The 23,627-nt window shown below is 40.0% G+C and carries 19 protein-coding genes, 11 tRNA genes and 2 rRNA genes (1 of these 32 running past the window's edge); 31 read left to right on the forward strand and 1 reads right to left on the reverse strand.

Features of this window, described 5'->3' with window-relative positions; genetic code table 11:
• The 24 genes from RCG25_RS11070 to RCG25_RS11180 form a co-directional block, all read left to right on the forward strand.
• Positions 1-1,627, forward strand: a 23S ribosomal RNA gene (locus tag RCG25_RS11070) (it extends 1,308 nt beyond the left edge of the window).
• Positions 1,628-1,707: 80 nt separating this feature from the next.
• Positions 1,708-1,824, forward strand: a 5S ribosomal RNA gene (gene rrf / locus RCG25_RS11075).
• An 11-nt stretch (positions 1,825-1,835) separates the two neighbouring features.
• Positions 1,836-1,911 (forward strand) — tRNA-Val (locus RCG25_RS11080).
• A 236-nt stretch (positions 1,912-2,147) separates the two neighbouring features.
• Positions 2,148-2,223 (forward strand) — tRNA-Thr (locus RCG25_RS11085).
• Between the two features lie 21 nt (positions 2,224-2,244).
• Positions 2,245-2,329 (forward strand) — tRNA-Leu (locus RCG25_RS11090).
• Between the two features lie 14 nt (positions 2,330-2,343).
• Positions 2,344-2,418: transfer RNA gene (locus RCG25_RS11095), tRNA-Gly, on the forward strand.
• A 5-nt stretch (positions 2,419-2,423) separates the two neighbouring features.
• Positions 2,424-2,512 (forward strand) — tRNA-Leu (locus RCG25_RS11100).
• Between the two features lie 10 nt (positions 2,513-2,522).
• Positions 2,523-2,599, forward strand: a tRNA-Pro gene (locus RCG25_RS11105).
• A 10-nt stretch (positions 2,600-2,609) separates the two neighbouring features.
• Positions 2,610-2,682: transfer RNA gene (locus RCG25_RS11110), tRNA-Ala, on the forward strand.
• Positions 2,683-2,703: 21 nt separating this feature from the next.
• A tRNA-Met gene (locus RCG25_RS11115) sits at positions 2,704-2,777 on the forward strand.
• 33 nt (positions 2,778-2,810) lie between these two features.
• A tRNA-Ser gene (locus RCG25_RS11120) sits at positions 2,811-2,903 on the forward strand.
• A 21-nt stretch (positions 2,904-2,924) separates the two neighbouring features.
• Positions 2,925-3,009 (forward strand) — tRNA-Tyr (locus tag RCG25_RS11125).
• A 4-nt stretch (positions 3,010-3,013) separates the two neighbouring features.
• Positions 3,014-3,084: transfer RNA gene (locus RCG25_RS11130), tRNA-Trp, on the forward strand.
• 592 nt (positions 3,085-3,676) lie between these two features.
• Positions 3,677-4,486, forward strand: a complete 810-nt coding sequence (gene mutM / locus RCG25_RS11135) for a DNA-formamidopyrimidine glycosylase (RefSeq protein WP_308083720.1) — start codon at positions 3,677-3,679, stop codon at positions 4,484-4,486.
• A 163-nt stretch (positions 4,487-4,649) separates the two neighbouring features.
• Positions 4,650-5,291 (forward strand): transcriptional regulator CcpN, encoded by a 642-nt coding sequence (locus tag RCG25_RS11140; protein ID WP_308083721.1) that lies wholly within the window; start codon positions 4,650-4,652, stop codon positions 5,289-5,291.
• 17 nt (positions 5,292-5,308) lie between these two features.
• Positions 5,309-6,124: a pyruvate, water dikinase regulatory protein gene (locus RCG25_RS11145; protein WP_308083722.1), complete on the forward strand. Its 816-nt coding sequence runs from the start codon at positions 5,309-5,311 to the stop codon at positions 6,122-6,124.
• 2 nt (positions 6,125-6,126) lie between these two features.
• Positions 6,127-8,796, forward strand: a complete 2,670-nt coding sequence (gene ppdK, locus RCG25_RS11150) for a pyruvate, phosphate dikinase (protein WP_308083723.1) — start codon at positions 6,127-6,129, stop codon at positions 8,794-8,796.
• A gap of 111 nt (positions 8,797-8,907) precedes the next feature.
• Entirely contained in the window at positions 8,908-9,099 is a 192-nt protein-coding gene (locus RCG25_RS11155; RefSeq protein WP_308083724.1) for a YbxH family protein, read from the forward strand.
• Positions 9,100-9,205: 106 nt separating this feature from the next.
• On the forward strand, positions 9,206-9,289 hold the full coding sequence (locus RCG25_RS26080) for a putative holin-like toxin (protein ID WP_374121074.1): 84 nt from the start codon (positions 9,206-9,208) through the stop codon (positions 9,287-9,289).
• A 192-nt stretch (positions 9,290-9,481) separates the two neighbouring features.
• Entirely contained in the window at positions 9,482-12,064 is a 2,583-nt protein-coding gene (locus tag RCG25_RS11160) for a DEAD/DEAH box helicase (protein WP_308083725.1), read from the forward strand.
• A gap of 225 nt (positions 12,065-12,289) precedes the next feature.
• A complete protein-coding gene (locus RCG25_RS11165; RefSeq protein ID WP_308083726.1) occupies positions 12,290-13,552 on the forward strand; it encodes a LysM peptidoglycan-binding domain-containing protein in 1,263 nt (420 codons plus the stop codon).
• Between the two features lie 229 nt (positions 13,553-13,781).
• A complete protein-coding gene (gene dacB / locus RCG25_RS11170) occupies positions 13,782-15,287 on the forward strand; it encodes a D-alanyl-D-alanine carboxypeptidase/D-alanyl-D-alanine endopeptidase (protein WP_308083727.1) in 1,506 nt (501 codons plus the stop codon).
• Positions 15,288-15,403: 116 nt separating this feature from the next.
• Positions 15,404-15,862: a hypothetical protein gene (locus RCG25_RS11175; RefSeq protein WP_308083728.1), complete on the forward strand. Its 459-nt coding sequence runs from the start codon at positions 15,404-15,406 to the stop codon at positions 15,860-15,862.
• Positions 15,863-15,874: 12 nt separating this feature from the next.
• On the forward strand, positions 15,875-16,126 hold the full coding sequence (locus RCG25_RS11180; RefSeq protein WP_308083729.1) for a hypothetical protein: 252 nt from the start codon (positions 15,875-15,877) through the stop codon (positions 16,124-16,126).
• 231 nt (positions 16,127-16,357) lie between these two features.
• Here the strand turns inward: RCG25_RS11180 and RCG25_RS11185 are convergent, their stop codons facing one another.
• On the reverse strand, positions 16,358-17,092 hold the full coding sequence (locus tag RCG25_RS11185) for a hypothetical protein (RefSeq protein ID WP_308083730.1): 735 nt from the start codon (positions 17,090-17,092) through the stop codon (positions 16,358-16,360).
• Positions 17,093-17,275: 183 nt separating this feature from the next.
• Between RCG25_RS11185 and RCG25_RS11190 the strand changes: the two genes are divergently transcribed.
• From RCG25_RS11190 to RCG25_RS11220, 7 genes are read left to right on the forward strand one after another with little or no spacing between them, the layout of a single operon-like run.
• Positions 17,276-18,358, forward strand: coding sequence for an ABC transporter substrate-binding protein (locus RCG25_RS11190; RefSeq protein WP_308083731.1), 1,083 nt, complete (start codon positions 17,276-17,278; stop codon positions 18,356-18,358).
• Positions 18,348-19,196: an alkaline phosphatase family protein gene (locus RCG25_RS11195; protein WP_308083732.1), complete on the forward strand. Its 849-nt coding sequence runs from the start codon at positions 18,348-18,350 to the stop codon at positions 19,194-19,196. Before RCG25_RS11190 ends, RCG25_RS11195 begins: the two co-directional genes overlap by 11 nt.
• A gap of 26 nt (positions 19,197-19,222) precedes the next feature.
• A complete protein-coding gene (locus RCG25_RS11200) occupies positions 19,223-20,038 on the forward strand; it encodes an ABC transporter permease (RefSeq protein ID WP_308084155.1) in 816 nt (271 codons plus the stop codon).
• Entirely contained in the window at positions 20,035-20,814 is a 780-nt protein-coding gene (locus RCG25_RS11205) for an ABC transporter permease (protein ID WP_308083733.1), read from the forward strand. The genes RCG25_RS11200 and RCG25_RS11205 overlap by 4 nt, the downstream gene beginning before the upstream one ends.
• Positions 20,811-21,815: an ABC transporter ATP-binding protein gene (locus RCG25_RS11210; protein WP_308083734.1), complete on the forward strand. Its 1,005-nt coding sequence runs from the start codon at positions 20,811-20,813 to the stop codon at positions 21,813-21,815. Before RCG25_RS11205 ends, RCG25_RS11210 begins: the two co-directional genes overlap by 4 nt.
• Positions 21,812-22,594, forward strand: coding sequence for a DeoR/GlpR family DNA-binding transcription regulator (locus RCG25_RS11215; RefSeq protein WP_308083735.1), 783 nt, complete (start codon positions 21,812-21,814; stop codon positions 22,592-22,594). The genes RCG25_RS11210 and RCG25_RS11215 overlap by 4 nt, the downstream gene beginning before the upstream one ends.
• Positions 22,595-22,612: 18 nt before the next feature.
• Positions 22,613-23,617 carry a histidinol phosphate phosphatase domain-containing protein gene (locus RCG25_RS11220; protein ID WP_308083736.1) on the forward strand — a complete coding sequence of 335 codons (1,005 nt, stop codon included), beginning with the start codon at positions 22,613-22,615 and terminating at the stop codon, positions 23,615-23,617.
• The last annotated feature ends 10 nt before the right edge of the window (positions 23,618-23,627 follow it).

Here is a 23,627-nt window from a genome sequence, read left to right on the forward strand (position 1 = left end):
GTAGCGAAAGATGAGTGAGAATCTCATCCACCGTATGCCTAAGGTTTCCTGAGGAAGGCTCGTCCGCTCAGGGTTAGTCGGGACCTAAGCCGAGGCCGAAAGGCGTAGGCGATGGACAACAGGTTGATATTCCTGTACCACCTCTTTATCGTTTGAGTGATGGGGGACGCAGGAGGATAGGGTAAGCGCGCTGTTGGATATGCGCGTCTAAGCAGTTAGGCTGGAAAGTAGGAAAATCCGCTTTCCGTAAAGGCTGAGCTGTGATAGCGAGGGAAATTTAGTACCGAAGTTCCTGATTCCACACTGCCAAGAAAAGCCTCTAGCGAGATAAAAGGTGCCCGTACCGCAAACCGACACAGGTAGGCGAGGAGAGAATCCTAAGGTGAGCGAGAGAACTCTCGTTAAGGAACTCGGCAAAATGACCCCGTAACTTCGGGAGAAGGGGTGCTTTTTGAGGTGAATAGCCTCGAAGAGCCGCAGTGAATAGGCCCAGGCGACTGTTTAGCAAAAACACAGGTCTCTGCGAAGCCGCAAGGCGAAGTATAGGGGCTGACGCCTGCCCGGTGCTGGAAGGTTAAGAGGAGGGGTTAGCCTTAAAAGCGAAGCTCTGAATCGAAGCCCCAGTAAACGGCGGCCGTAACTATAACGGTCCTAAGGTAGCGAAATTCCTTGTCGGGTAAGTTCCGACCCGCACGAAAGGCGTAACGATCTGGGCACTGTCTCAACGAGAGACTCGGTGAAATTATAGTACCTGTGAAGATGCAGGTTACCCGCGACAGGACGGAAAGACCCCGTGGAGCTTTACTGTAGCCTGATATTGAATTTTGGTACAGCTTGTACAGGATAGGTAGGAGCCTGAGAAGCCGGAGCGCTAGCTTCGGTGGAGGCGTCGGTGGGATACTACCCTGGCTGTATTGAAATTCTAACCCGCACCCCTTATCGGGGTGGGAGACAGTGTCAGGTGGGCAGTTTGACTGGGGCGGTCGCCTCCTAAAGAGTAACGGAGGCGCCCAAAGGTTCCCTCAGAATGGTTGGAAATCATTCGTAGAGTGTAAAGGCACAAGGGAGCTTGACTGCGAGACCTACAAGTCGAGCAGGGACGAAAGTCGGGCTTAGTGATCCGGTGGTTCCGCATGGAAGGGCCATCGCTCAACGGATAAAAGCTACCCCGGGGATAACAGGCTTATCTCCCCCAAGAGTCCACATCGACGGGGAGGTTTGGCACCTCGATGTCGGCTCATCGCATCCTGGGGCTGTAGTCGGTCCCAAGGGTTGGGCTGTTCGCCCATTAAAGCGGTACGCGAGCTGGGTTCAGAACGTCGTGAGACAGTTCGGTCCCTATCCGTCGTGGGCGCAGGAAATTTGAGAGGAGCTGTCCTTAGTACGAGAGGACCGGGATGGACGCACCGCTGGTGTACCAGTTGTCTTGCCAAAGGCATCGCTGGGTAGCTATGTGCGGACGGGATAAGTGCTGAAAGCATCTAAGCATGAAGCCCCCCTCAAGATGAGATTTCCCATAGCGTCAAGCTAGTAAGAACCCTGAAAGATGATCAGGTTGATAGGTCAGAGGTGGAAGCGTGGTAACATGTGGAGCTGACTGATACTAATCGTTCGAGGACTTAACCAATTTTTAAAGCGAACTCGTTTTTTACAAACACTTCTTCTGCATTATCTAGTTTTGAGAGAACGATCTCTCTAACAAAATAGTCTGGTAACTATGGCGAGAAGGTCACACCCGTTCCCATACCGAACACGGAAGTTAAGCTTCTCAGCGCCGATGGTAGTTGGGACGAAAGTCCCTGTGAGAGTAGGACGTTGCCAGGCTATATATTTATGGAGGATTAGCTCAGCTGGGAGAGCATCTGCCTTACAAGCAGAGGGTCGGCGGTTCGATCCCGTCATCCTCCACCATATATATTTTTAATATTTACGCCGATGTAATTCTAATGCTAGAGTAAGAAAGCGTGAACAATCTAATAATCATTCTAAACCTATGCCGGGGTAGCTCAATTGGTAGAGCACGATCGAATAAGCTTCCTGAATTAACTTCAGCATACTGACCGAGCTGCAACTTGCATAAGCTTTCTGAGGTCAGGATGACGATTATAAAGACAGCGTGAACAATCTAATATTTATTTTATACCTATGCCGGGGTAGCTCAATTGGTAGAGCAACTGACTTGTAATCAGTAGGTTGGGGGTTCAAGTCCTCTCGCCGGCACCATCCTTTTTTGATTTTACAAATGCGGGTGTGGCGGAATTGGCAGACGCACCAGACTTAGGATCTGGCGCCGCAAGGCGTGGGGGTTCGACTCCCTTCACCCGCACCATTTCATTTTTATATGCGGAAGTAGTTCAGTGGTAGAACACCACCTTGCCAAGGTGGGGGTCGCGGGTTCGAATCCCGTCTTCCGCTCCATAAGTGCCGGGGTGGCGGAACTGGCAGACGCACAGGACTTAAAATCCTGCGGTAGGTGACTACCGTACCGGTTCGATTCCGGTCCTCGGCACCACTTATTTTTACGGGAAGTAGCTCAGCTTGGTAGAGCACTTGGTTTGGGACCAAGGGGTCGCAGGTTCGAATCCTGTCTTCCCGACCATTCATATTTTGGGGCCTTAGCTCAGCTGGGAGAGCGCCTGCTTTGCACGCAGGAGGTCAGCGGTTCGATCCCGCTAGGCTCCACTTTAATTATATAACTGATTTGGCGGTGTAGCTCAGCTGGCTAGAGCGTACGGTTCATACCCGTAAGGTCGGGGGTTCGATCCCCTCCGCCGCTATTAAAATACTTATATAATTTTTTTTATAAAAATGGAGGAATACCCAAGTTTGGCTGAAGGGATCGGTCTTGAAAACCGACAGGCGGGTTAAACCGCGCGGGGGTTCGAATCCCTCTTCCTCCGCCATTTTTTCTAATATTAATATGTGGAGGGGTAGCGAAGTGGCTAAACGCGGCGGACTGTAAATCCGCTCCCTCCGGGTTCGGCGGTTCGAATCCGTCCCCCTCCACCATTTTAGGGGTATAGTTTAAAGGTAGAACGAAGGTCTCCAAAACCTTTGGTGTGGGTTCAATTCCTACTACCCCTGTCAATATTACTTATGTAAATTCCAAGTTTGTACTTTGGAATTTTTTTATTTTGGCTGTGTTAAAGAGTATTGTTGATTTGTTTACCCTGTTTCTTTCAATAAAAAATCCGATTTCTTCGATGGAGACAGGTTCTACTTCTACTTTTTTAAAAAAAAGTCCGATAACGTCGATGTAGACGGGCTCCACTTCTACTTTTTTCAATAGGCTGTGTTAAAGAATATTGTTGATTTGTTTACCCTTTTGATTGGAGCGGAAGGCACGAAGACTCCTGTGGGAGTACGGATCAGGGGAGACCCCACATAAGCTTTTCACCGAGGAAGCTCGCCGAAACGCCCACGTACCGCTCGCGCCTGGAGCGGAAATCAACAGTCAAATTTAACACAGCCTTTATTTTAGAAGACTTTCAACTTATTAGTTGAAGGTCTTTTTCTTTTATTAAGAGAAACGAATGTTCCTAAAAAATGATACTCACTTAATTCTTTTTCAGATGAAGGTGCAGTTCTATCCACAATGACTAAATTGTTTCATTTTATTTAACTATTTTGGGAAACCTATTTTGCATGCAGACACATAGATGGAAGGGGTAGTTCGATGCCAGAGCTTCCAGAGATGGAAACGTATAAGATCCTTTTAAATCAAAAAATAGTTGGTCAAGTAATTTCAGATATTCAAATTAATAGAGAAAAATCCGTTAACCTTAATCCAGAGCTTTTTAAAAGAACAGTTCTTCATCAAAAAGTAACTAATGTTCAAAGGAGAGGAAAGCACCTACTTTTCCATCTCCAAAATGGTCATGTGATGCTGTTGCATTTAATGTTAGGGGGATGGATGTTCTACGGACTTGAGTCGGAAAAACCAAAACGAACCATCCAAGTCCAAATCTCTTTTGGAGAAAATCATCTTTACTTTATCGGTCTTCGACTGGGATATCTTCACCTATATAGTCATCAAGAAGCGGAGGAGAAACTCACCGATTTAGGACCTGAACCATTGACTAATGATTTCACTTTAAATCATTTTCTAGAAATGATTCGTCATAAGCATGGACGATTAAAGACCACTTTACTTGATCAAGAGTTTATTGCTGGGATCGGTAATTGCTATTCAGCAGAAATTTGTTTCCATGCTGGAATTTTGCCTATGAAAGACATTGATCAAATTGAGGAATCAAAAAGGAACATGCTATATCATTCAATGAAGGCAGTCCTTCATGACGGAATAAAGTACGGTGGTTATATGGAAAATCCTTTATTTAAGGGCGATACCTTAACGGGGGGAATAAATGGTAGATGTCAAGTTTATGACAGGGAAGGCAAAAACTGCAATCGTTGCGGGGCCATTATCATAAATGAAATGGTTTCTTCTAGAAAGACATTTTACTGTCCTAATTGTCAAACGTAAACTAAGACCTGCTACAGTAGCGGGTTTTTATTTTTGTCAAAAAAAAGTGAAAGTAATTGTTTCGTATTTTACACAAATGTAATATACTATATACAAATAAGTATAGCACATTTATAATTAAGCTAACGAATATAACATATTTATTATGAATAAGGGGGTGGTAATGATTAAACTAACTAAACGACAGGATGAAATCCTACAGATTGTGAAACAAAATGGACCAATTACAGGAAAAGAAATTGCAGAAAAGCTTTCGTTAACACGGGCAGCTTTAAGACCAGATCTTGCCATCTTAACAATGTCAGGAAACTTGGATGCCAGACCGCGAGTGGGGTATTACTTTAATGACAATTTTGAAGTAAAACAGCAGGCAAAAAAGTTTATTCACCAAAAAGTAAATGATTATAAGGCGCATCCAATTGTAGTCGAAAAATCAACCTCCGTTTACGATGCTATTGTTCAGTTGTTTTTAGAAGATGTAGGTACACTTTATGCAGTTGATTCTGAAGGGCTTCTAGCGGGAGTGATATCAAGGAAAGATTTATTAAGAGCTTCACTTGGCAATAAGAATCTAAATGACTTACCAGTAAGTGTCATTATGACTAGAATGCCTAATATCATCACCATCGAACCAGAGGAAACACTGTTAGAAGCCGCCAAAAAAATGATTCACAATCACATTGATTCTCTACCAGTAGTGAAGGTAGAAGACCAACTGAAAAATACATATTTGCTTGTGGGAAGAATCACAAAAACCACGATTACAAGGGCATATCTAGAAATTATGGAAGAAAAAACAGACTAAGAGGAGTGGCTGTTATTTTGGTACAGAAAGAAGTGGTTTATGTAGTTTCTGACTCAGTGGGGGAAACAGCTGAGTTTGTAGTAAAAGCAGTCGCAACACAATTTAATGGAGGTCATGTGGACATTCGCAGAAGTTCATATGTAGAGGACTTTGAAGATATTGAAGATGTCCTTTTACTAGCGAAAAGAGGCAACTCCATCATTGCATATACGATTGTTGTTCCTACTTTAAAACTATATTTAGATAGCAGAGCCTTAGAAGAGGGTATATTAGCAGTAGATTTGCTTGGTCCATTAATGAATGCGTTCGTAACTAGATTTAATAAGCAACCGCATCATCAACCAGGTTTGATGAGAAAGCTGGATGAAGAATATTTCCGAAAAATTGAAGCTATTGAGTTCGCTGTGAAATATGACGATGGGCGTGACCCAAGAGGAATTACAAAGGCTGATATTGTTTTAGTCGGTGTATCTCGAACATCAAAAACACCATTATCTATGTACCTAGCACATCAGCGCTTTAAAGTGGCCAATGTTCCATTAGTCCCGGAAGTGCAGCCACCAGATGAATTATTTCAAATCCCTAGAAAAAATTGTATTGGATTAATCATTTCACCAAATAAATTAAACGAAATTCGGACAGAACGTCTGAAGGCTTTAGGGTTAGCTTCACAAGCAAATTACGCAAGCTTTGAGAGAATATTAGAGGAACTCGACCATGCTGAAAAAATTATGAAACGTGTAGGCTGTCCCGTTATTGATGTATCTAATAAGGCTGTGGAAGAAACGGCAGGCTTAATATTAGAAGTGTTAAAAAAAGAGAGGAGCTTTTAATAATGGACAAATTCGTTTATTTATTTCATGAAGGAAATGGCAATATGAAAGAATTGCTAGGAGGCAAGGGAGCCAATCTAGCTGAAATGACTAGAATTGGATTACCTGTTCCATACGGTTTTACCATTACGACACAGGCTTGCAATGCATACTATGAAGCTAGTAAAACCATTCCTACAATTGTAGAAAAACAAACGCTAGAAGCACTTGTCCGCTTAGAAGAGAAAATGGGTAAAAAATTAGGCGACCCTGAAAACCCTCTCCTTGTTTCAGTACGTTCAGGTTCCGTTTTTTCCATGCCAGGTATGATGGATACCATTTTAAACTTAGGAATGAATGATGAAACGGTTGTTGGTATGGCGAAGTTGACGAATAATCCTCGTTTTGCCTATGATTCATACAGAAGATTCATCCAAATGTTCAGTAACGTAGTCCTTGAGATTGATACCTATTACTTTGAACAATTATTAGAAGAAACACGTGAGCAAAAGGGATACTCCACTGATCCAGAGTTAACTGCAGAAGACTGGCAAGAGGTAATCAAGGGGTATAAAGGAATTGTTAAAAAGCATACAAGAAAAGACTTCCCACAGGAACCCAAAGAACAATTGTTTCTTGCAATTAATGCCGTCTTTAATTCTTGGAATAATCAACGTGCAATTGTTTATCGCCGTTTAAATAAAATACCGGATCATTTAGGAACTGCTGTTAATATTCAAAGCATGGTGTTCGGAAATATGGGGAACGATTCTGGAACAGGTGTGGCGTTTACAAGAAATCCATCTACTGGGGAACATCTTCTCTACGGCGAGTACTTAATCAATGCTCAAGGCGAAGATGTGGTTGCCGGAATCCGTACACCTCAGGCAATCGCTACATTAGAGGATGAAATGCCAGGTGTATATAAACAATTTGCTGAAACGTGCAAACGGTTGGAACAACACTATCAAGAAATGCAGGATATTGAATTCACCGTGGAACGCGGTAAGCTGTTCATCTTGCAAACACGTAATGGGAAGCGTACGGCACAAGCTGCGATTCGCATTGCCGTTGAAATGGTAGAAGAAGGAATCATCAACAAAAAGACAGCTCTTTTACGTGTCGATCCTGATCAATTAAACCAATTGCTCCACCGGCGTATTGATGATGCGTTTGAGAAACAAATTTTGGCAAAAGGTCTCCCAGCTTCACCTGGTGCTGCAACAGGTCAAGTAGTCTTTGATGCGGATGAAGCAGAACAATTAGGAAATGATGGCAAGAAGGTGATTCTGGTACGTCCAGAAACTACACCTGATGATATCCATGGTATTGTGGCCTCCCAAGCAATATTAACAAGCCGGGGTGGAATGACTAGCCACGCTGCTGTTGTAGCACGAGGGATGGGGAAAGCCTGCATTTGTGGATGTGAAGCCTTAAAGATTGATTTAAAGGCGAAACAGTTCACAATTGGTAGTACCCTCGTTAATTATGGAGATATTATTACCATTGATGGTTCGACTGGTGAAATTATGCTTGGTGAAATTCCAATGATTGATCCTGAACTTTCAGATGAGTTCCAGCTATTACTTGCATGGGCCGACCAAGAGCGGAAAATTGGTGTCCGAGCAAATGCTGATAACCCTGAAGATGCGAAGAAAGCATTTGAATTTGGGGCAGGCGGAATTGGCTTATGCCGCACGGAACATATGTTTATGGATTTAAAACGTATTCCGATAGTACAAAAAATGATTCTTGCTGATAATTATGGGGAGAGAATGGAAGCCTTGAACCAGCTGCTACCAATGCAGCAAAGTGATTTTGAAGGGATTTTTGAAGCAATGCAAGGGTTCCCTGTGACTATTCGTTTACTTGACCCGCCGCTTCATGAATTTTTACCAGATAAAGAGGAACTGTTAGTAGAAGTGACTAAGCTTCAACTGACTGACCCTCAATCTGTGGAATTAAAGCAAAAAGAAAAATTACTTAAAAAAATTCGTCAGTTAGATGAATTTAACCCAATGCTTGGTCACCGTGGCTGCCGTCTTGGAATGATCTATCCAGAAATTTACGAAATGCAGGCAAAAGCTATTTTCTACGCAGCAGCAGCACTTGCAGAAAAGGGAATGGTAGTTGAGCCAGAGATCATGATTCCTTTAGTCGGTCATGTGAATGAGCTAAAACAAATGCGTAAGCTTGTGGTAGAAGCAGCATTACGTATCCAAGAAGAGACAGGGAAGAATTTCGAATATACCATCGGAACAATGATTGAGATTCCACGTGCAGCATTAACTGCAGACCAAATAGCAGAGGAAGCTGATTTCTTCTCGTTTGGTACAAACGACTTAACACAAACAACCTTCGGCTATAGCAGAGATGATGCGGAAGGAAAATTCCTTCAGGCCTATATCGAAAATAAAGTCCTACCAGAAAATCCTTTCGCTGTTCTTGACCAAGATGGAGTAGGTAAGCTAGTTGAAATGGGAGTGAAGCTAGGTCGTTCAACAAAACCTTCATTAAAAACAGGAATTTGCGGCGAACATGGAGGCGAAAAGAGCTCGATTGATTTCTGCTACCGAACAGGTTTAGATTATGTGAGCTGTTCTCCATACCGTGTACCATTAGCCAGACTAGCAGCGGCACAGGCAACCATTCGTCATGAGTTAAATAAAGAAGAAGTATTTACAACAGCATAATATGAAGAGAGGATGTGTGCCTTAAGCAGCATCCTCTTATTTTTGAAAATGTAATCATGATTAGTCTATTTTTGCAAATAATATAAAAAATACTATCAAAGGGGTTAGAATATGGGGGCTATAGAGCGGAATGGGTTTCGGTTTGTACCAGAATACAGTGTGATTCAACAGAATGGGGCCATACATGTCTATAAACGAGAGGATTTTATTGAAGAAATCCAATTTAAGTTTTCGGGAAAGTTTCCAGAACTAGACCAAATAGAGGATCTAGTCGAAAAGTACTGTGATTTACATAATATTTAAAGAACGCTTGTTCGGTAAATTGTTTAATGATATAATTGAAAATGCAATAGTATAGTTTTCTCAAGGGTGGACGGCACACTCTCCTATCGAAAGGGGGTGATGCTTTTTGACAGTTTTTCAAGCATTGACGTTAGCTATATCGTTTGCTAGTCTCATTGTCACTGTTCTGTCTTTCCACAAAAAAAAATAACCCACCCTTGAGCCGGCAAGCAGAAGTGGTGGATTATGCCCTTTATGCCGATCCCCTGTACGGGAATCAACTATTGCATGACCGAGCGTGTCTCAGGACTCTCGGTCTTTTTTACTATATGATTATCTATACTCACATTATACATAACTTTAAGTAAAAAGGAAATTCAAAATATATATAGGAGGGGTCGTATTGAGTAAATTACTTACCATTTACCCTCAAGCAATTGAACATACAAAAATGAAGATTCAAGAAGATATGGATCGTTATTTAGAAGGGGAGGAATCATTGCCAACCTTTGAAGAATATTTAGCTGATCGCAGCCACTATATAGAACAAATTTGGGTCAATGTATGGTTAAATAAATCAACAAATGATGTACCGAAAAATGAAAAAAAGAGTTATTTAAGCGAAAAAGGTTATGAGGTCCAAGGGATTGACAGGAAGTTCTTAAATAAGTTATTTAGGGATGAAATGAGAACCTATCAGCCCTTTGATGCACTTAACTGGGTTAACAAAACATTTGCTGGGCAAGAAGAGGTGTGGGAAAAACGATATCATAATGCAAAGGAAAACTATATAAAGCAACAAGTGCAGAAACAGCTTGATGAGCAGAAACAAGTAATACGAATGGATATAGAAGAGGAAGCCAGCAACATTATTGAGAACAATTACGAATTATTTTACTTACATGTTCGATTCTTCGTTGCTACCCAATTAAGGGCGGATCTCGAAAATAATACGAAGTTTCAATCGGTTGATACATTTGCACTCGAGGAAAAATTGGTTAATGAAGGTCCGTTTAATCCAGCTACATATACTACTGTTGCCACTTTCTTTGAAGAACTGACAGGTGATATTCATAAAACCCTTCATTTGGGACGAAGTTTCTACGAATACCAAACCTACTTCTTTGTGTATGAAAGTTTAATTTCTGATTATGTGTCAGAGCTTATACCACAAGAAGTGTTAAAACAGCTTCCACCTGATTTAAAAGCGAATTTTTTTGATATTTTTCATGAACCACTTTCTGCATCGTTCGTTAAAGGCAGTATTGCACAGCTTCTTTATGAAGTTGAGGGCTATTTTATCGAAGACATTCAAGAAGAATATCTTTCAGACTTAGTCAAACTAACTGAACTTCCTTTTGACCTTGCGGTACACAAGGAAGTTTTTGAAAAAGATTTGAAGGAAAGGGAAAAAAAGAAGCGAGAAGAGCAGGAAGAGGTAGAAAGGAAAAAGGAAGCAGAAGAGCGGATGATGAAGGATATATTTGGTACTGAATATGATCCTTCACTAAAGAGAAAAATCCGGTATGTCCTTCACATTGGTGAGACTAATACAGGAAAAACCCATCATGCATTAGAAAAAATGAAAGAGGCAGACAGTGGATTATATTTAGCACCACTACGGTTATTAGCTTTAGAGGTATATGATAAGTTAAATATAGAAGGGACACCCTGTTCCTTAAAAACAGGAGAAGAAGAGAAAATCATTCCAAATGCTAGCCATACTTCATGTACGGTAGAAATGTTTCATGAAAAGGAGTTTTATGAAGTAGTAGTTATTGATGAAGCGCAAATGATTACAGATAAGGACCGTGGCTTTTCATGGTATAAAGCCATCACGAAAGCAAATGCACAGGAAGTCCATATTATAGGAAGCAGAAATTCTAAATTCATGATTCTCCAGTTATTAGGTGATTCGAATATTGAAATTAATGAGTATTCCCGTGATACACCGTTAGAAGTGGAGAAGAAAGAATTTCATATTAAACATGTGAAAAAAGGCGACGCCCTTATTTGTTTTTCAAGAAGACGTGTCCTAGAAACAGCCTCAAGATTGCAAAATGATGGTCACTCGGTCAGTATGATTTACGGAAGCATGCCTCCTGAAACCCGGAAAAAACAAATTGAACAGTTTAATAAAGGCAGGACGAAAGTCATTGTGGCGACAGACGCGATTGGTATGGGTTTAAATCTCCCGATACGCCGGATTGTCTTTTTAGAAAATGAAAAGTTTGACGGAACAAGAAGGCGACTGCTTACTTCTCAAGAAGTAAAACAAATTGCTGGACGTGCAGGTCGTAAAGGAATCTATGATGTTGGAAAAGTGGCATTTACAGCCGATATTAAAAAAATGAGAAATTTGCTTTTACAAGAGGATGAACCTGTCCATACGTTTGCGATTGCCCCTACTAATTCAGTTTTCGAACGCTTTCAGCGCTATTATCATGACCTCGGAACATTTTTTGAATTATGGGGAAAATTTGAAAGTCCGAAAGGTACAAAAAAAGCTTCACTTTCAGAAGAAAAGACGCTATACCAATTGATTGCAGGAACAGAAATTGAAGCAAGGCTCTCCTTAATGGACTTATATGGATTTTTACATCTTCCTTTTTCCAAAAATGAGTCAGCATTAACAAGACAATGGGAGGAAACAATGTACAGCATCATTCAAGGAAGAGAACTCTCTGAACCCATTGTAAAGGAGCGAAGTCTAGAAGAACTGGAATTAAGCTACAAAGCCATTGGACTTCATCTCTTATTTTTATATCGTTTGGATGAAAGAACGGAAGCCATCTATTGGGAGCGACTCCGAGAAGAAGTGAGTGATCGAGTCCAGGATCGGTTAAAAACAGATATAAAAAAGTTTGTTAAGAAATGTAAAAATTGCGGTAAAAAACTCCCTTGGGACCATTCGTTTCCAACCTGTGATGCCTGTCATAGGGCTAAATTTAGAAGGTACGATAATGGCGGGTTTGAACAATTTTAAAAAACATGCATAAAACAAATCCACCAAGCAAACGTTTGGTGGATTTTCTATAAGCGCTATCATGAATGTGTGTTAGGAATTTTGGTATTAGAATCTGCCCCGATTGACCTACCATTATAGATTTGAGGAAGATGAACTTGTCGAGCGACGAGTTCGTTTTTTGTCTGTAGGAGAGTATATTCACTTTTTAGGACCATATGATGGTAAATAAAGGAGCGTGATGTTATGGCTGTTCATGTTGTAGCTGCTGGCGAAAACTTGTGGACCATTTCAACCTTATATGGTGTTTCTATACAAACGATAGTAGAGCTTAATGGACTGCCATCCGCTACTTCTATCGTGCCTGGCCTTGCCCTTTATCTTCCGGATAACCTGCTGCCAATCCGTTCCTATCGAATAAAAGCGGGCGACCATATTTGGCAGCTTGCACAACAATATAGCTCAACTATAGAAAGTATTTTGGCTGCAAATTCAGGCTTGAATCCTAACCGTCTTACCATTGGCCAAGTGATTAATATCCCTTCACTTGTAAAATTAGAAATAGCTACTCTTGGTTTTCTGGTACCATCGTCTGAAACTGCCAATGTATTGACTCTTAATACTCTCGCTGGTCAATTAACGTATGTAGCAGTTGTTGCATATTCCTTTACGGAGGAAGGTTATGCTTTTAATCAAGTTGATGATGCTGGGATTGTTACACGAAGTAAAGAATTAGGCATTATCCCATTGTTGATGATTAGGAATTATACTGGCAATAAGTTTAGTGCAGAGTTGGCGGGAAAGGTGTTAAAAGATCCTGCTTTTAGATCAAACTTGGTTAAAAGTATAGTCACTCTAACTTTCGAGAGGGGATTTGGTGGTGTCAGTATTGACTTTGAATTTATACCACCAGCCCAGCGAAATGTTTTTACTAGTTTCTTAACAGAGTTAAAGCTTGCCCTAGGAGATCTTATTTTGCAGGTGAATGTACATGCAAAGATAGCTGATATTCCGACTAACCGCATTATTGGTGCTTACGATTATGCGGCAATTGGAAAAGTAGCAGACATTATGGCTGTGATGACGATTGACTATGGATACCCAGGTGGACCGCCTGATCCAATTGCTCCAATTAATTGGATGGAACAGGTTATTCAATATACCATTACTCAGGTTGAACATGGTAAACTTCAAATTGCGTTGCCGTTATATGGTTACGACAAAGTGGTTTCTACCCATGTTACCCGTGCACTATCTGTACTCGCAGCCCAGAATCAAGCTATTGCTAAGGGGGCGATGATTGAATTCGATAATATGGCTAAATCACCTTGGTTTCGCTACTATCAAGGTGCTGAGGAGCATATTGTTTGGTTTGAGGATATTCGTAGTTTTGTAGAAAAGTATCGGTTGATGGATCTGTACCAGTTAGTAGGGACTACATTTTGGCAAATAAGCTTGCCCGCACCACAAAATTGGGCATATTTGAGTAAAAATATTACAGTTTTGTAGGGGAGAGTGTAATAATACACTGTTTGCTGGCTTTGAGTATAAGGTGATATGAAGTTTGTGCTTTTTTGGGATGGTTTTGTGCCATAATCTCTTGGTTTTGTGCTTATTTTAGGGTGTTTTGTGCAAAAATCACTTTGTTTTGTGCCATTTTTAAGGTGTTTTGTATTAATATACATTATTTGGAATTCGAACCACATTTTTATTGAATCCAACATACAAATGGTACTATTTGGACAAACTCAAGGAAAAAGGGAAGGCTGGATTACGCTTGAATCTAAAATTGAAAATTGTATTTTTCATCAACCTATTGCTTTGGGCAACAGTTCCTAACATACATGTAAATGCTACGAGTCCCCCCGCAAACATCACTGTACAGCTCAACCAACTATTGATGAATGAGCCAGCTTTACAAGGAGCCATTGCAGGAATTAGTGTTCGGTCAGCTATGAGCGGGCAAGTCATCTATGATTATCAAGGCGATGTTCGGTTACGCCCTGCTTCTAATATGAAACTCTTAACGGCTTCAGCAGCTCTAAATGTTTTGGGTGAGAATTATTCCTTCTCAACTCAAGTATTCGCAGATGGTCCGATAAAAAGGAACATCCTTAATGGGGATCTATACATAAAAGGAAAAGGTGACCCAACCCTATTAAAAACTGATTTTGATCGGATGGCCGAGAACATTAAAAAGCAAGGAATCAAAAGAATAAAAGGAAATCTGTTCGGTGATGATTCGTGGTATGATGACGTCCGCTATTCATTAGACTTGCCTTGGAGTGACGAAACAGAGCATTATGGAGCACAAATATCTGCACTTACTACATCTCCAACCGTAGATTTTGACGCCGGGTCAGTCAAAATTGAAGTAAAACCAGGTCTTAAAGCAGGGGACAAGCCGACGGTGAAAATGACCCCGAAAACAAATTATGTAAAAATCATAAACCTTGCTGAAACGGTCGCTAAGGGTGGAATAAAAGAAATGACGATCGAACGGGAGCATGCTAAAAATACAATAATTATCGAAGGGACTATTCCTGTAAAAGCAAAACCTGAAAAAGAATGGGTAGGGGTATGGGACCCAACTCTCTATGCAGTTACCCTTTTAAAACAATCATTAACCAATCAAGGGATTTCCGTAACTGGAAAAATCAAAACGGGAACGGTGCCTGACTCCGCTAAAATATTAACCACTCATCAATCTATGCCACTGTCCAAACTGCTTGTGCCTTTTATGAAGTTAAGTAACAATGGACATGCCGAAATTTTAGTGAAGGAAATGGGAAGGGTGGTTTATGGTGAAGGCAGCTGGGAAAAAGGATTACAAGTTTTAAATGTAGAGATGTCAAAATTTGGGTTCAACCCTCAAACAATGGTTATACGAGACGGGTCGGGAGTTTCTCATGTCAACTTAATTCCAGCGAATCAGCTCTCACAGCTCTTATTTTTAGTTCAAAAAGAGAAATGGTTTCCTAGTTATTTAAATGCTTTACCAGTAGCAGGTGTCCGAGACAAAATGGTCGGAGGCTCTTTAAGATACCGAATGAAAGGTCCGAATACTCTTGGAAAAGTGAAAGCCAAAACAGGTACTCTTTCAACAGTAAGCTCGCTTTCTGGATATGTAACAACCAAAAACGGGCAAACGCTTATTTTTTCAATCCTGTTAAACAATTTGATAGAAGAAGTGAAGGGGAAGAAAATAGAGGATCAGATTGTGACCATTCTAGCAAATCAATAATTTTACGAATAAAATTGGGAAACCGAATTTTCTTGAAAATAACAAGTATTGATTTTACTATAAAAATGGTGGATAAATAATATAAAAAAGCATTGAAATGGGAGAGCTCGTCTTATATGAATAAAAAACAGAGTCCGTTACTATCGGAGCGTTTTGAGGTAGCTTTTAATCAAGTACATGATGCACTTAGGGATATCGTACAGATTAAAGATGATAGATTTGTGGTATTGGTCAAGGTTGGCGCTAAAAAATATCAAATGATTGACACCTATAAAAAGGACTTAGAACAGTATGCTAGACTTCGTAATGCCATTGTTCATGAAAAAATGGAGATTGGCTTTTATATTGCTGAGCCAAATGCCAAGGTGGTATCTCATATTGAAAAAATCGCCAACGTGTTTAGCCGGCCTAATTACGCACTATCTATTGCAACGAAAAATGTGGTTTTCTTTGATTTTCAGGATAGGATATTAAAAGTAACTACAGCTATTAAAGAGTACGGCTATTCAAAATTTCCAATTTATAAAAATAAAACATGTAACGGTCTTCTGACAGCAGGGTCAATTGTAAAATAGATGGCACAAAATATGGAAAACAGTATGGTGAACTTATCTGACATCCATGTATCCGACATTATGATGTACGAAAAGGAACACCCAATCGAAATCGTAGCTAAAGATATTAACATTTTTGAGGTAGAAAATATATTTGAACAGGCACATAAAAAGAAGCGAAAGCTAGAGGGTGTAATAATCACTGAGAACGGAAAAGCAGATGAGGCACCGCTTGGAATCATTACAGCATGGGATCTTATTGAAATCGATTATACAGTTGATTGAGGAAAAGGAGCATACCACAGTAGTATGCTCCTCCTTTATAATTAGGCTGTGTTAAAGAACAGTGTTAATTTTTACACCCTGTTGATTGGAGCGGAAGGCACGAAGACTCCTGTGGGAGTATGGTTCAGGGGAGACCCCGCAGGCGCTAGTGCCGAGGAGGCTCGCCGAAACACCCACGAACCGCTCGTGCCTGGAGCGGAAATCAACAGGCAAGTTTAACAAAGCCTATAATTAAAAATCAAACTCGCTTAACTGGTCCATATGGCTTGCGATCATCGCAATAATGGTACTTGCTTCTTCCTTACTAAAAATAAAATGAGATTCATCTTTAATTAACTCTTCATCCGTTGTCCAAATCCGGTTAATTCGTTTGAGGACACCATCTCCGGTTTCTTGTACTACCCCAAATTGATAGGTAACTTCGACTTCATCCTCATGCTTAAAGGCAGTTACCTCTGGTGTTGACCATTCCACATCGATTTCTTCAAAAATATCGTCTTCATTCAGTTGTTCTGCTTCGTAGTATTCATCGGTGTTATCTTCATCAATAGTTTGATATATAACTTCGCTGCTATCATCCTCATCATCACATTCTTCAGAAGTATTGAGGTATACTCCATCATCTGTATAGTGATCATCGTCGTTCATATAATCATGCAGGCTCTCATGAACCTCTTGAATGATTTCCTCAATGTCAGAAAGGATGATCTTCGCTGTATGCCCACTGTCAACGTCGAAAGTATCAATATAAAATTCCTCGTTTTGCGGGTCAAAGAACAAGGTGCAGAAATAATCACGATCGAGTTCTTCGGTATCAACATCTGCCGTATCGACGAAAAATTCGATTCTTGGATGTTTGGCAGCTCTTTCAACTGTCATTTGGCCAACTTGATCATATTCTTCACAAATAGACTCAAGATGATCCTGTAATTCCCCACATACTCTGTCAAACCATTCTAATGACATCAAACATCCCATCCTTTCAATCTATATCGAGGTTATTATTGCCAAATAAATTACTAAATAAACAAAAATGTTGGTTGGGAAAATATTTTAAATATTTAGAAATTTACTGGTATGTTTTTTGTGGTCTTGTATATATTCATGATAGAAACAAAAGTCAACCAAAAAGTAAAAGGGGGCATACAAATGAAAATCAAACATCTCTGGAAGAGTATTCTCGTCACAGTTTTGTCTATATCCATTTTGTCAGCTTGTTCATCAGGGAAAAAAGAGGAAGTGAAAACAGACCTTCCTTTAGATGAGATTATTCAGAAGGCGAAAAAAGAAGGGAAAATTAATTCACTCGCTATGCCAGACACATGGGCAAATTGGAAAGAAACTTGGGAAGAACTTACAAGTGAATACGGAATTAAACATAAAGATACAGATATGTCCAGTGCGGAAGAGTTGGCAAAGTTTGAAGCAGATAAAGAAAATGCGAGTGGGGATATAGGGGATGTTGGAATTGCTTTTGGACCAATCGCTGTAGAAAAAGATTTAACAATTCCCTATAAAACTTCTTATTGGAATGATATCCCCGATTGGGCAAAAGACGATAAGGGGCACTGGATTGTTGGCTACACTGGAACCATTGCTTTTCTAACTGATAAAAACAAAGTGAAAAATCCCCCAACTTCTTGGGAGGACCTTAAAAATGGAGATTATAAAGTGAGTATTGGGGACGCATTGGTGGCAAGTCAAGCACAGTTTGCTATTCTTGCAGCCGCTTATGCATACGGTGGAGATGAAAAGAATCTGCAGCCTGGTATTGATTTCTATGCTGAATTAGCAAAGCAAGGCCGTTTATCTGGGGATCCAAGTGTGGCAAATATTGAAAAAGGTGAGATTGAAGTTGCTATTCTTTGGGACTTTAATGCGTTAGGTTATAGTAGTCAAATTGATAAGAATCGATTTGAAATTACCATTCCAAAAGAAGCATCTGTTACATCAGGGTACGCAACTGTCATTAACAAATACGCCAAACATCCATACGCCGCCATGTTAACACGTGAATATATTTTATCTGATGCAGGGCAGGAAAATCTTGCAAAAGGGTTCGCAAGACCAATCCGTGAAAACGCAAAACTGTCCGATGATGTAAAGGCACTACTTTTACCAGATGAACTTTATAAGAATGCGCGTCCTGTCGGAGATCAAAAGGCATGGGCGGAGACAACAAAGACCATCCCACAATTGTGGCAGGAAAAGGTACTCATCCATGTCAAATAACCGATTGGTTTTAATTGTAATTGATGCCCTGCGTTTTGATACTGCTTGTTCACACATGGGTTTTATGCATCATCTTGTGGAAAATAAAAAAGTTGCACGCTTTGAAGTTCGTTCTGAATTACCCGCATTGTCACGTCCGCTTTACGAGACCATATTGACTGGAACTCCACCACATGTACATGGTATTACTGGCAACCAGGTTGTTAGATTAACTAAACAAACCAGCCTATTTCATTTAGCCAAAAGCAGCGGGAAATCAACCGCTGCTGCGGCTTATTATTGGGTTAGTGAGTTGTACAATCGTGCACCTTTCCAAAGGGGTGAGGACCGTATTCAATTAGATCAAGAGCACCCAATTGAAAATGGAATTTTTTATTTTGAGGACCATTACCCTGATAACCATTTGTTTGCCGACGCACTTTGGCTATTAAAAGAAAAGGAACCCGACTTTTTATATATCCATCCCATGAATGTAGATGATGATGGTCATAAGTATACTGCTGAATCTGTTGAATATAGGAATCGTGTAATGGCCGTCGACGCTATTTTAGCTCAGTTTTTGCCGATTTGTCAGGAGCGGGGCTATGACATTATCGTAACGGCTGATCACGGTATGACAGCAGATGGTAATCATGGGGGTAACACGGTTGCGGACCGACATGTACCGCTATTTATTTTTTCTGAAAAAGTAAAGCCAGGTATTTATAAGGAGGTTGTTTCACAGTTGCAAATAGCTCCTCTTGCCTGTCATTTACTAGGAATAGTAGTGTCCAAGGATATGGTGCCATTTCTTATTCCTGTAAAAAATGAGATAAAAGGAAAGGATTTGGTGCTGTGAGCAGAAAAAAGAATACCATTTTTTTAATGTTGCCCTTCTTGGCAATGGTTTTGTTATTCTTTATTGTCCCCATGCTGTATATGTTAATTAGTAGCTTTACGTCAGCATCTACAGGAATCACAGTTGAACATTACAAAAACGCATTAACGGATAGCTATATTTTGCAAGGGTTTAAGAATAGTATAACCTTGTCATTATTGTCTGCTTTTATAGCGCTTATAGCATCACTCCTATCTGTTTACACGATTATGCGCTTTTCGGAATCTTTAAGAGAAAAAATACTAATATTATCAAACCTCACTTCCACTTTTTCGGGCGTACCACTTGCATTTGCCTTTATTATCCTACTAGGAAATAGTGGTCTCTTCACCCTTCTTTTTAAAAAATGGGGAGTAGATTTTTCATCCTCGTTTTCTTTATATAGCTGGAGCGGGCTGTTATTAGTCTATATTTATTTTCAGCTTCCTTTAGCGCTCATGCTGCTTTATCCCATTTATTATGGGATTCAGGACAGATGGAAGGAAGCTGCTTCACTGCTTGGAGCATCACCATTTGTTTTTTGGTGGAAAATTGGCATCCCAATATTACTGCCGGGAATTGCGGGAACATTTAGTGTGCTCTTTGCCAATGCCATGGGCGCTTATGCATCCGCTTATGCATTAACTGCAAGTAGTTATAATTTAGCCTCGATTAAAATTGGATCTTTGATAAAAGGAGATATTTTTGCACAGCCTGAATTTGCTTGTGCTATTGCTGTGTTACTTGGAGCGACAATGGTATCTGCCATGTTGCTAAATGAGTGGTTTATCAAGAAGTCTAGAAAGGATTTGGCCCAGCCATGAAAAGGTTTAATAGTTTCGTATTTGCCATTACCAGTTTATACCTGGCTTTGCCGATAATTTCAACCGCTCTTTACGCGATTTCAACTGAATGGAATAGAACAGTGTTTCCTGAGGGCCTAACACTAAAATGGATTTCTTCCTTATTCAATGATCTACGATTTATCGAAGCTTTTGGTAGATCAGTAATCCTTTCTGGAAGTGCGGTCATATTAGCAGTTATTCTAATGATTCCAGCTATATTGATTATTGTGATTTACTATCCTAAATATGAGAAGTGGATTCAATCTATGGTTGTGATGGTCTATGCGTTCCCACCTATCATTCTAGCTGTCGGCTTGATCAATTCATATTCAGGTACAGGCCTTTCTATGGTCCTTATTTTGTTGGGGGCCTATGTAATTGGTATTCTGCCATTTATGTATCAGGGGACTCGAAATAGTTTAAGAAACTTTAATGCAAGAGAATTAATGGATGCAGCAGAGCTATTAGGGGCTGGAAAACTGGAGGCCTTTAGGCGTGTCTTACTACCATCCATCTATCCAGGAATTTTCGTTGCATCAATCTTATCCTTTTCTGTTCTTTTTGGAGAATTTGTATTAGTTAATTTAGTGGTAGGTTCACAATTTGAAACGGTTCAAATATTTTTAATTGCCGTTTTAAAATCTAATGGTCATATTGCTAGTGCAGTTGTACTAATATATATCATTCTTATGGGGGCTACAACTGTTATTACTGCATTTTTAGCGAAAAAGTCGGAAGGGGTTACCCGCGGATGAGTTATGTACTGCTTCAGGATATAAAAAAGATATACCATGAAACACCTGTATTATCTGGTATTGACATGGAAGTGAATAAGGGTGAATTTGTTACACTTCTTGGACCGAGTGGGTGTGGGAAAAGTACCATATTACGTATCTTAGCAGGGTTAACAGAAGCAACTTCAGGATCTGTTTATATTGATGGTAAAGATATGAGAAATGTAGCACCTAAGAATAGAGAAATAGGAATGGTGTTTCAGTCCTATGCATTGTTTCCAAATATGACGGTGGAGGATAATGTGGCTTTTGGACTTAAAATGAAAAAGGTTCCACAGTCAGAGGTTAAAGAGAGGGTAGATCACATCCTAGATGTTGTACACCTTACTGAAAAAAAGGCCGCATATCCTAACCATTTATCTGGTGGCCAGCAACAACGAGTTGCCTTAGCTCGATCTCTAGTCGTACGTCCAAAAGTATTGTTATTAGATGAACCCCTAAGTGCTCTAGATGCACAAATTCGCAAGCGGCTTCAAACAGATTTACGCAACATCCAAAGAGAGATGGAAATGACAATGATACTTGTTACTCATGACCAAGAGGAAGCAATGGCTGTTTCGGATCACATTTTTGTAATGAAGACAGGGAAAATTGCCCAGAGGGGAACCCCTATTGACATCTATACAAGGCCAGAATCAGAATTTATTGCGAGATTTATAGGGAATTACAATATTATCCTACGAGAACAATTAGAAAAACTAATAGAACGTCATTTAGGGAATGACTTTGGAAAATACGCCATACGTCCGGAAGCTATTCACTTTAGTCAAACACCTTCATCCTATCATATGCGGGCTGAAGCGATTGATTCTACGATGCACGGTAATGTGATTCGAACTATTTTTGAAGCGGAGAGTATCCGTTTTTCTTGCGAGCGTTTGCATCATGGGACAGGAACCTTACAAAAGGGGAAAATTTATGACTGCTTTATAGAGCCAGAAGATGTGGTGGGACTTAAATGAATGTGATAAAAGAAGAAAGACAAAAAACAATTTTAAAAAGGTTAGAGGGTGAGAAAAAAATCTGGGTCTCTAAACTTGCTGACATACTAGATGTGACTCCAGAAACGATTCGCCGTGACCTTGCCGATCTAGAAAATAAAGAACTGTTAACAAGGGTTCATGGTGGGGCGGTAACCTTTATTCCTTCACAAAAGGAATTAGCTTTTCAACGTAAGCTCGATTTGAATAGGGAGGCAAAAATAAAAATTGCAGCAAGGGCCGCACAGTATATTAACAATGGAGATTTTATTGCTATTGATGTAGGGACAACAACCGTTCATATCGCTGATATGATACAAAACTTAGAAAATATTACTGTTGTAACTAATTCAATTGCAGCAGCAGAAAGATTCAATTTGGCATTAGAAGAAAAAAGAATGACGGGGAGGGTCATAATGCTTGGTGGTATAACAAATCCGGAGCAATCTTCCGTTGCAGGAGCCATGACCCTTGAAATGCTTTCGCAAATGAAAATTAACAAATCGTTTATTTCATGTGGCGGAGTAACAAAAACGACTATTTATGAATATGACCTTGATGAATCACTTGTTTCAGCGGAGATGGTTAAACAGAGTACGTCCACCTTTTTACTGACAGATGATTCGAAAGTAGGTAAGTCATCTTTTTTTTCCATCTGTTCTATAGATATGGTAGATGAAATTATTACCAATAGACACTGTCCCCATGATTGGGTGAAATCACTAAATCGTAATACTATTAAATGGACATCGATTAGTTAAGAAAGGAGGAATCTAGATATGCTCATAGATTACCATGTTCATTTAGAGGAAGGACCCTATTCTTTTAAATGGCTGGCCCGGACAGCAAAGGCATTAGAAGCATTTCAGGAATCCCCCTTTTCATCTATTGGTTCTAGAGGAAGACTTATAGAGCAAATAAATTCTTTACAAGAGCGTTTGTCAAAGGGTTGTTATAGTGAAGAATGGTTACATTTATATTTACGTAAAGCAAAACAGTTGGGGATAAAAGAGGTTGGAATTGTCGATCATCTTTATAGATTTCGTGAAGCAGCTGATTATTTTTCCAAAAGAATGAATCTTGATCAGAATGACACCATTGGATCATTACAGAATTACTGGCTATCGAAAGTGATGAATGAAGAAATGGAGCATTTTGTCGAAGTAATAGTTAATGCAAAAAAAATATGGGAAAAAGAAGGTGTTCATTTAAAACTCGGTCTCGAAGCTGATTATTTTCCAGGAGGGGAAGAAGAACTGTCAAAATTGCTTGGGGACTATCCATGGGATTTTGTTATTGGGTCTGTCCACTTTGTTAACGGTTGGGGGTTCGACAATCCAGAAACCATCCACATTTTTAATGAATGGGACACTCTTACTTTATATGCTCACTTTTACGGGACTGTAGAGAAAATGATTCGGTCAGGTTTGTTTGATTTTGTGGCTCATTTAGATAACTTAAAAGTCTTCAATGTACGTGCAGAAAACGAATCATTTACCCAAACGTGGCAAGAACGGATTGCCCAAGCTCTTATTGATACGGATACTGCAACTGAAATAAATGCTGGTCTTTATTACCGCTATCCTGTAAAAGAAATGTGCCCAGGGCCTGATTTTTTATCAATTCTTGTCAACAAAAATGTCTCATTTACTCTGTCCTCAGATGCTCATTTTCCAGATGATCTTGGAAATTATGTTGCCGAGAATGCGGGAGTCCTAAGGGAAATGGGGGTTAAGGGAGTTGCAACATTTGAAAAACGTAAAAGGATGATTAAACCGTTATAAACAGTCGCTG

It is taken from the genome of Neobacillus sp. PS2-9 (assembly GCF_030915525.1).
Lineage (GTDB): Bacteria > Bacillota > Bacilli > Bacillales > Cytobacillaceae > Neobacillus.